Below are 6,318 nucleotides of genomic sequence, written 5' to 3'. Positions count from 1 at the left end.
GACCTGCACCGCAGGTCGTGGCGGCTCCCCGGCATCTCGGGAGATGATGGGACTGGTCTCGGCGATCGGGCAGGGCAGGGTGCACAGGCAGCACCCGACGTGACGCAGGTGGAGATGAGTGCGCGATGAGTTCAGAGGACCTGGAGAAGTACGAGAGCGAGATGGAGCTGCAGCTCTATCGGGAGTACCGCGACGTCGTGGGGCTGTTCTCCCACGTGGTGGAGACCGAACGCCGCTTCTACCTGTGCAACTCGGTGGACGTGAAGGTGCGTTCCGACGGTGGCGAGGTCTACTTCGACGTGACGATGGCCGACGCCTGGGTGTGGGACATCTACCGACCGGCGAGGTTCGCCAAGCAGGTGCGGGTCGTGACGTTCAAGGACGTCAACGTCGAGGAGCTGGCCAAGTCCGACCTCGAGCTGCCGAAGGGGCAGGGCTTCTAGCTTCGGCTTCTGGGGCGGGGCCCCCGCTGTGGGTGAAGGCTCCCGACGCGGCGCCGTATCGGGAGCCTTCACCCACAGGGCGCTCGGCGACGTCGGCCAGGTCCACAGCCCGCCTTCGCGCTGCTGTCTGCAGCACGGGCCCGCGGCTTGGCTTGGGGAATGGCAGACCAGACGGATCCGCGCAGGGCGCTGGGGGAGTACGGCGAGCGACTGGCCGAGCGCTACCTGAGGGAACGCGGGGTGGCGGTCATCGACCGCAACTGGCGGTGCGCCCGCGGCGAGATCGACCTGGTGGCCAGGGACGGCGACTGCCTCGTCTTCTGTGAGGTGAAGACACGCCGGACCGAGCGTTTCGGCGCTCCTGTCGAGGCGGTGGACTGGCGCAAGTCCTCTCGGCTGAGACGACTCGCGTCGGCCTGGCTGCAGGCCCACGACGAGCACCCCGGCCGGATCCGGATCGACGTGATCGGCATCCTGCGCCCGGTCGCCGGCCCGGCCCGGGTCAGGCACGTCGAGGGGGTCGGCGGATGAGCTTCGGGCGGACCCGGTCCGTGACGTTGGAGGGGCTTGCGGGGGCCGTGGTGGAGGTCGAGGCCCACCTGTCGGGGGGCCTGCCGGCGTTCATGCTGGGTGGGCTGCCCGACACGGCCTGCGCGCAGTCGCCCAACCGGGTGAAGGCCGCAGCGGCCAGCATCGGCAGGTCGCTGGCCCAGGACCGCATCACCGTCAACCTGTCTCCGGCGTCGATTCCCAAGAACGGCAGCGGGTTCGACCTGCCGATCGCCGTGGCCGTGGTGGCCGCGCTCGCCATGGTGCCTCCCGAGCGGGTGCGAGACATCGTGCACCTCGGTGAGCTGGGGCTCGACGGTTCGGTCCGCCCCGTCCGTGGAGTGCTGCCCGCGGTCCTGTCCGCAGCCAGGGCGGGGTGCCGTGACGTCGTGGTGCCCGTGGCGAACGCGGCCGAGGCCCGGCTGGTACCCGACATCCGGGTGCATGCGGTCAACCACCTCGCCGATCTCGTCGCGGCCTACTCCGGGAGCTCCGAGACCCTGGGTCTGGGCGTTCCGGACTCGGCGATCTCGCCAGCCGTTGCCCGGGCGGATCCGCCGGACCTCGCCGACGTCGTCGGGCAGGCCGAAGCCAGGACAGCGCTCGAGCTGGCCGCCGCCGGGGGTCACCACCTGTTCCTGCTGGGGCCGCCCGGCTCGGGCAAGACGATGCTCGCCGAGCGCCTGGTCTCGATCCTGCCCCGGCTCAGCCGCGAGCAGTCGATCGACGTGCTGGCCGTGCGCTCCCTCCTGGGCGTGACGGCCGGTGAGCTCGACGTCGAGGGGCTGCCACCCTTCGTCGCCCCGCACCACAGCGCGACCCAGGCAGCCATCATCGGTGGCGGCAGCAGTGCCGTCCGACCCGGAGCGATCTCGCAGGCCCACCACGGGGTGCTGTTCCTCGACGAGGCTCCGGAGTTCAAGACCCAGGCCCTCCAGGCCCTGCGCCAACCGTTGGAGTCCGGCCACGTCGTGGTCTCGAGGGCCCGGGCCACGGTGCGTTTCCCGGCACGGTTCCAGCTGGTCATGGCCGCGAACCCCTGTCCCTGTGGGCTGGGCTTCGGCAAGGGGGTCGGCTGCGCCTGCAGCGCCATGGCCAAGCGCGGCTACATCGGCCGGCTGTCGGGGCCGCTGCTCGACCGGGTCGACCTGCAGGTGCACGTGCCCGCGGTGACCCGCGCCTCCCTCGCAGGTCTGACAGGCGAGAGCAGCGCCGTGGTGGCCGCGCGGGTCCGCGAGGCCAGGGATGCGCAGGCGCAGCGATGGAGCTCGACGTCGTGGCGCGTCAACAGCGAGGTCCCCGGCTCGCAGCTGCGGCGGGGGCGGTGGCGACTGCCCAAGTCGGCCACCGTCGACATCGACCGGGCGCTGGACCGCGCACAGCTCACCTTGCGGGGCTACGACAGGGTGCTGCGAGTCGGGTGGAGCCTCGCCGACCTCGGCGGGCGCAGCACGCCGGTGCGAGACGACCTCGGCACCGCCCTGACCCTGCGCAACCAGGGGCCGGTGGCGGCGTGACGGCACCGCTGGCGCTCCGGGGTGAACGCGCGGCACGGGTGGCCTGGGCGCGGCTGGTCGAACCCGGCGACGCAGAGGTCGCGGCCCGGATCGCGGTGGTCGGTGCGGAGGAGGCGTTGCACAGCATGGGCCCCGACACGACCGTCGGCGCGAGGATGGCGGAGCGGCTGCCCGGGCTCGACGTCGACCGGGACTTCCAGATCGCCCAGCGGTTGGGCGCGCGCATCATCATCCCGGGCGACGACGAGTGGCCACAGGGCTTCGACGACCTGGCCGCGCCACCTCCGTGCCTGTGGCTGCACGGACCTGCCGACCTCGCGCAGGTGGCGGTCCGCAGCGTCTCCGTCGTCGGCGCGCGCGCCGCCACGGGCTACGGCGTCCACGTGGCCAAGGACCTCGCGGCAGGGCTGGCCGAACGCGACTTCGCGGTCGTGTCGGGTGCGGCGTACGGCATCGACGGTGCCGCGCACGAGGGCGCCCTCGCCGTGGACGGGGTGACCATCGCCTTCGTGGCCGGTGGCATCGAACGGCCTTATCCCAGCGGCCACGCCGGGCTCCTGGACCGCATCCGTGAGGCAGGTCTCGTGGTGAGCGAGGTGCCGCCGGGATCGGCTCCCACCAAGTGGCGGTTCCTCAGCCGCAACCGGCTCATTGCCACGCTCACCCGGGGCACGGTCGTCGTCGAGGCGGGTCTTCGCAGCGGCTCCCGCAACACCGCGCGGCTGGCGGGGGAGCACCTGAGGGTGGTCTGTGCCGTGCCGGGACCGGTCTCCTCAGCGGTGTCGGCAGGGTGCCACGAGCTGATCCGTGACGGCGCCACCCTGGTCACTGATGCGGCCGAGGTCGCTGAGGAGGTGGGTCCCATCGGGGAGCTGGCACCCCGCAAGCACGGGCCTTCAGAGCGGGTCGACGACCTGTCGCCCAGCCATCAGGCGGTCCTGGCCGCGCTCCCGACGCGCAACGCGGTCAGCGCCGAGGACCTGGCCCGCAGGTGCGGGCTCGCCTCCCAGGAGGTCCGCAGCGCCTTGGGTGTCCTCGACGTCGCTGGTCTTGCGCTCCGTGAGGGAGGTGGTTGGCGCAAACCCGCAGTGCCCCGCTGAGCTGCGGGGTGGCGGCTTGTGCCGCGTCGCTGCGTTTGCGACGGTGACGGCGTGAGTCAGTCGACGGCGCAGACGCTGGCTGCGTTCGAGCGCCACCTGCGCAGCGAGCGGGGCCGGTCCGAGCACACCACTCGGGCCTACCTCGGCGACCTGCGGGGCCTGGTGGAGTACCTCGCCACCGAGTGTGGAGTCACCGACCTTGCCGAGGTGGGGCTGCGTGACCTTCGAGGCTGGCTGGCGGCCCAGGCGGAGTCGGGGGCCGCTCGCTCCACGATCGCGCGGCGGTCGGCCGCAGCCCGGACCTTCCTCGGCTGGGCCGCGCGTACCGGGCGGATCGAGCACGATCCCTCACTGCGACTGGCCGCGCCGAAGCGCTCCGGGCACCTCCCCGAGGTGCTGCGGCAGTCCGACGCGACGGCCCTCATGGACGTCGCCGCGGTGGCCAGCGACGACCAGGACTCGATGCACCTGCGCGACCGCGCCGCCTTGGAGCTCCTGTACGCCAGCGGGATGCGGGTCGGCGAGCTCACTGCCCTCGACATCGACGACCTCGATCTCGACCGCGGAGTCGTGCGCGTGATGGGCAAGGGCGGCAAGGAGCGGACGGTGCCCTTCGGAGGTCCGGCGCGCGAGGCCGTGCAGGCCTGGCTCGCCCTAGGACGACCTCAGGTGGCCGCGGAAGGCAGCGGTCCGGCCCTGCTGCTGGGACGTCGGGGTCGTCGGGCCGACCCGCGTCAGATCAGGGCCGCCGTGCACTCCCTGCTCGAACACGTCCCGAACGCACCGGACCTCGGCCCGCACGGGCTGCGGCACAGTGCGGCCACCCACCTGCTCGAAGGAGGAGCCGACCTGCGGCTCGTCCAGGAGCTGCTCGGCCACGCGTCGCTGGCGACCACCCAGATCTACACGCATGTCTCCGTCGACCGGCTCAAGCAGTCCTACCGGCAGGCGCATCCGCGTGCCTGACGACCTTTTCGACTTCTCGGTGGTCGACAGCCGGGCGTGCCGTGCTCTGCGAGACGCCGGGAGGGGGGAAGATGGACGCCACAGTCGTCGCTCGGACCCTGCCTGGTCCGCGGCCCCCGAGAGGAGCAGTGCCAGCGCGTGAGTGAGGACTCGCGGGTGACCCGCAAGCCACCTCGGCACCGCCGCCGCCCGAGCCGGCAGGTGCGGCTCCGCCGTACCATCGCCAGCACCGTCATCCTCCTGCTCGTGGCCGTGGTGACCGTGCGCCTGACCACTCGGGACGACGCGGCTCCGGTCAGTGCAGCGTCAGCCTCTCGCGTCACCACTCCCGCGAACCCGTCTGCGACGCCAACTCGGACGACCGACAACGAGGACGGCTCGGCGACGACCGAGACGGCCGCGGCGGGTGCCGTCGAGGTCCCGCAGAACGGCACGGGCAGGATCACGGTCGTCTCGGTGCCTCAGGCTGCGGTCGCGACCTCAGGGCGGACCGTCACGTACACGGTGGAGATCGAGGGCGGGCTGGGTGTCGACCCGACACAGGTGGGTTCAACGATCCAGTCGGTGCTGCTCGATCCCAGAGGCTGGCAGAAGGTCGACGGTGTCCGCTTCGTCAACGTCACACCCCAGCAGGAGGCCAAGGGCGCCCACGTGGACGTGCGCGTCACCCTGGCGAGCCCGGGCCTGACCGACAGGCTCTGCGCTCCGATGCGCACGCTGTCGCAGGTGTCGTGCTGGAACGGCGAGCGGTCGGTCCTCAACTTCCGCCGGTGGGCCCTCGGTGACGACAGCTACGGCGCCGACGTGGCGCTCTACCGCGTCTACCAGGTCAACCACGAAGTCGGCCACGGCCTCGGTCACCAGCACCGCACGTGCCCCGGCAAGGGCAAGCGGGCCCCCGTGATGGTCCAGCAGACCCTCGACCTCGGTGGCTGCAGGCCCTGGCCCTACCCCTCCGGCGCCTGACGCAGCGGCGCCTGACCCAGCGGCACCAGACCCAGCGGCAACAGGCGCACTCGCTGGCCGCCCCTCAGGAAGGCCAGGGGGTCGAGGTAGACGTCGCCGCGGACCGCCCCCAGGTGCAGGCATGCGGCGGGGCCGCAGTGCGACCCGTTCCCCTCCAGCCGCCCCAGCACCGCGCCGCGTGCGACCGCCGCACCGGTGACCACCGTCGGCTGCACCGGCTCGTAGGTCGAACGGATCCCCGATGGGTGCAGGACGGTAACGGTCCCTCGACCGGCGATGCTGCCCACATGGGTCACCGTGCCTGCCTCGACCGCGTGGACCTCCTGCTCCGCCGCTCCGGCGAGATCGGCGCCGCGGTGCCCGGCGCCGTACCTCGTGGCTGGCCGCAGGAACGGCCGGACCACGGTGGGCCGCGGCTGCAGCGGCCAGCTCCACCGGCCGCCCAGAGCGCCTCGCTCGCCCTGGCCCAGGCCGTCGTCCCCGCCGTCGTCCTCGCCGCCGTCACCGACGGTTACCGGCCGATCCACGGCTCCAGGCGAGGGGAGGTCCGGAGCTGACCGGAGCACGACCTGCTCGCGCCGTGTCGAGCCCGGCGCAGTCGCCGACCCCGGCGAGACCGTGGTGCCTGCCAGGACAAGGACCGACAGGGGGAGCAGCACGACGCCAACCGGATTCATCGGCCCACGATCGCCGTCCCCCCACCGCCTCGACCACGCACTGGGGTCGGCCTGTGGACGGGCGTGCCCCGAGGCCGGTGGTGTGGACGGTGGGTGGCGA

General features: G+C 72.6%; 7 protein-coding genes. 6 read left to right on the top strand and 1 reads right to left on the bottom strand.

The window, feature by feature from the left end; all coding sequences use genetic code 11:
• Nucleotides 1–125: 125 nt before the first annotated feature.
• The 6 genes from AC1DVZ_RS06660 (at nucleotide 126) to AC1DVZ_RS06635 (ending at nucleotide 5,541) form a co-directional block, all read left to right on the top strand.
• Nucleotides 126–443 carry a DUF2469 domain-containing protein gene (locus AC1DVZ_RS06660; protein WP_140741572.1) on the top strand — a complete coding sequence of 106 codons (318 nt, stop codon included), beginning with the start codon at nucleotides 126–128 and terminating at the stop codon, nucleotides 441–443.
• 159 nt (nucleotides 444–602) lie between these two features.
• Complete coding sequence (locus AC1DVZ_RS06655; RefSeq protein ID WP_477617393.1) at nucleotides 603–974, top strand: YraN family protein; 372 nt, start codon at nucleotides 603–605, stop codon at nucleotides 972–974.
• Nucleotides 971–2,509, top strand: coding sequence for a YifB family Mg chelatase-like AAA ATPase (locus tag AC1DVZ_RS06650; RefSeq protein WP_477617392.1), 1,539 nt, complete (start codon nucleotides 971–973; stop codon nucleotides 2,507–2,509). Before AC1DVZ_RS06655 ends, AC1DVZ_RS06650 begins: the two co-directional genes overlap by 4 nt.
• A complete protein-coding gene (gene dprA / locus AC1DVZ_RS06645) occupies nucleotides 2,506–3,609 on the top strand; it encodes a DNA-processing protein DprA (RefSeq protein WP_477617391.1) in 1,104 nt (367 codons plus the stop codon). Before AC1DVZ_RS06650 ends, dprA begins: the two co-directional genes overlap by 4 nt.
• Nucleotides 3,610–3,660: 51 nt before the next feature.
• Entirely contained in the window at nucleotides 3,661–4,575 is a 915-nt protein-coding gene (locus AC1DVZ_RS06640; RefSeq protein ID WP_477617390.1) for a tyrosine recombinase XerC, read from the top strand.
• Nucleotides 4,576–4,713: 138 nt separating this feature from the next.
• On the top strand, nucleotides 4,714–5,541 hold the full coding sequence (locus AC1DVZ_RS06635; RefSeq protein WP_477617389.1) for a DUF3152 domain-containing protein: 828 nt from the start codon (nucleotides 4,714–4,716) through the stop codon (nucleotides 5,539–5,541).
• On the opposite strand, the gene AC1DVZ_RS06630 is transcribed toward AC1DVZ_RS06635, so the two are convergent.
• Nucleotides 5,523–6,218 (bottom strand): murein hydrolase activator EnvC family protein, encoded by a 696-nt coding sequence (locus AC1DVZ_RS06630; protein WP_477617388.1) that lies wholly within the window; start codon nucleotides 6,216–6,218, stop codon nucleotides 5,523–5,525. The two genes, AC1DVZ_RS06635 and AC1DVZ_RS06630, sit on opposite strands and share 19 nt — an antisense overlap.
• Nucleotides 6,219–6,318 lie beyond the last annotated feature (100 nt).

The organism is Pedococcus sp. P2_E5 (genome assembly GCF_056403895.1).
The sequence above is the reverse complement of the archived record's forward strand: the minus strand, read 5'-3'. Positions and strand labels throughout refer to the sequence as shown.

Excerpts from the sequence above, each read along its gene's own strand:
- AC1DVZ_RS06660 (WP_140741572.1), top strand. The coding sequence starts at position 126 with ATGAGTTCAGAGGACCTGGAGAAGTACGAGAGCGAGATGGAGCTGCAG.
- AC1DVZ_RS06655 (WP_477617393.1), top strand. The coding sequence starts at position 603 with ATGGCAGACCAGACGGATCCGCGCAGGGCGCTGGGGGAGTACGGCGAG.
- AC1DVZ_RS06650 (WP_477617392.1), top strand. The coding sequence starts at position 971 with ATGAGCTTCGGGCGGACCCGGTCCGTGACGTTGGAGGGGCTTGCGGGG.
- AC1DVZ_RS06630 (WP_477617388.1), bottom strand. The coding sequence starts at position 6,218 with ATGAATCCGGTTGGCGTCGTGCTGCTCCCCCTGTCGGTCCTTGTCCTG.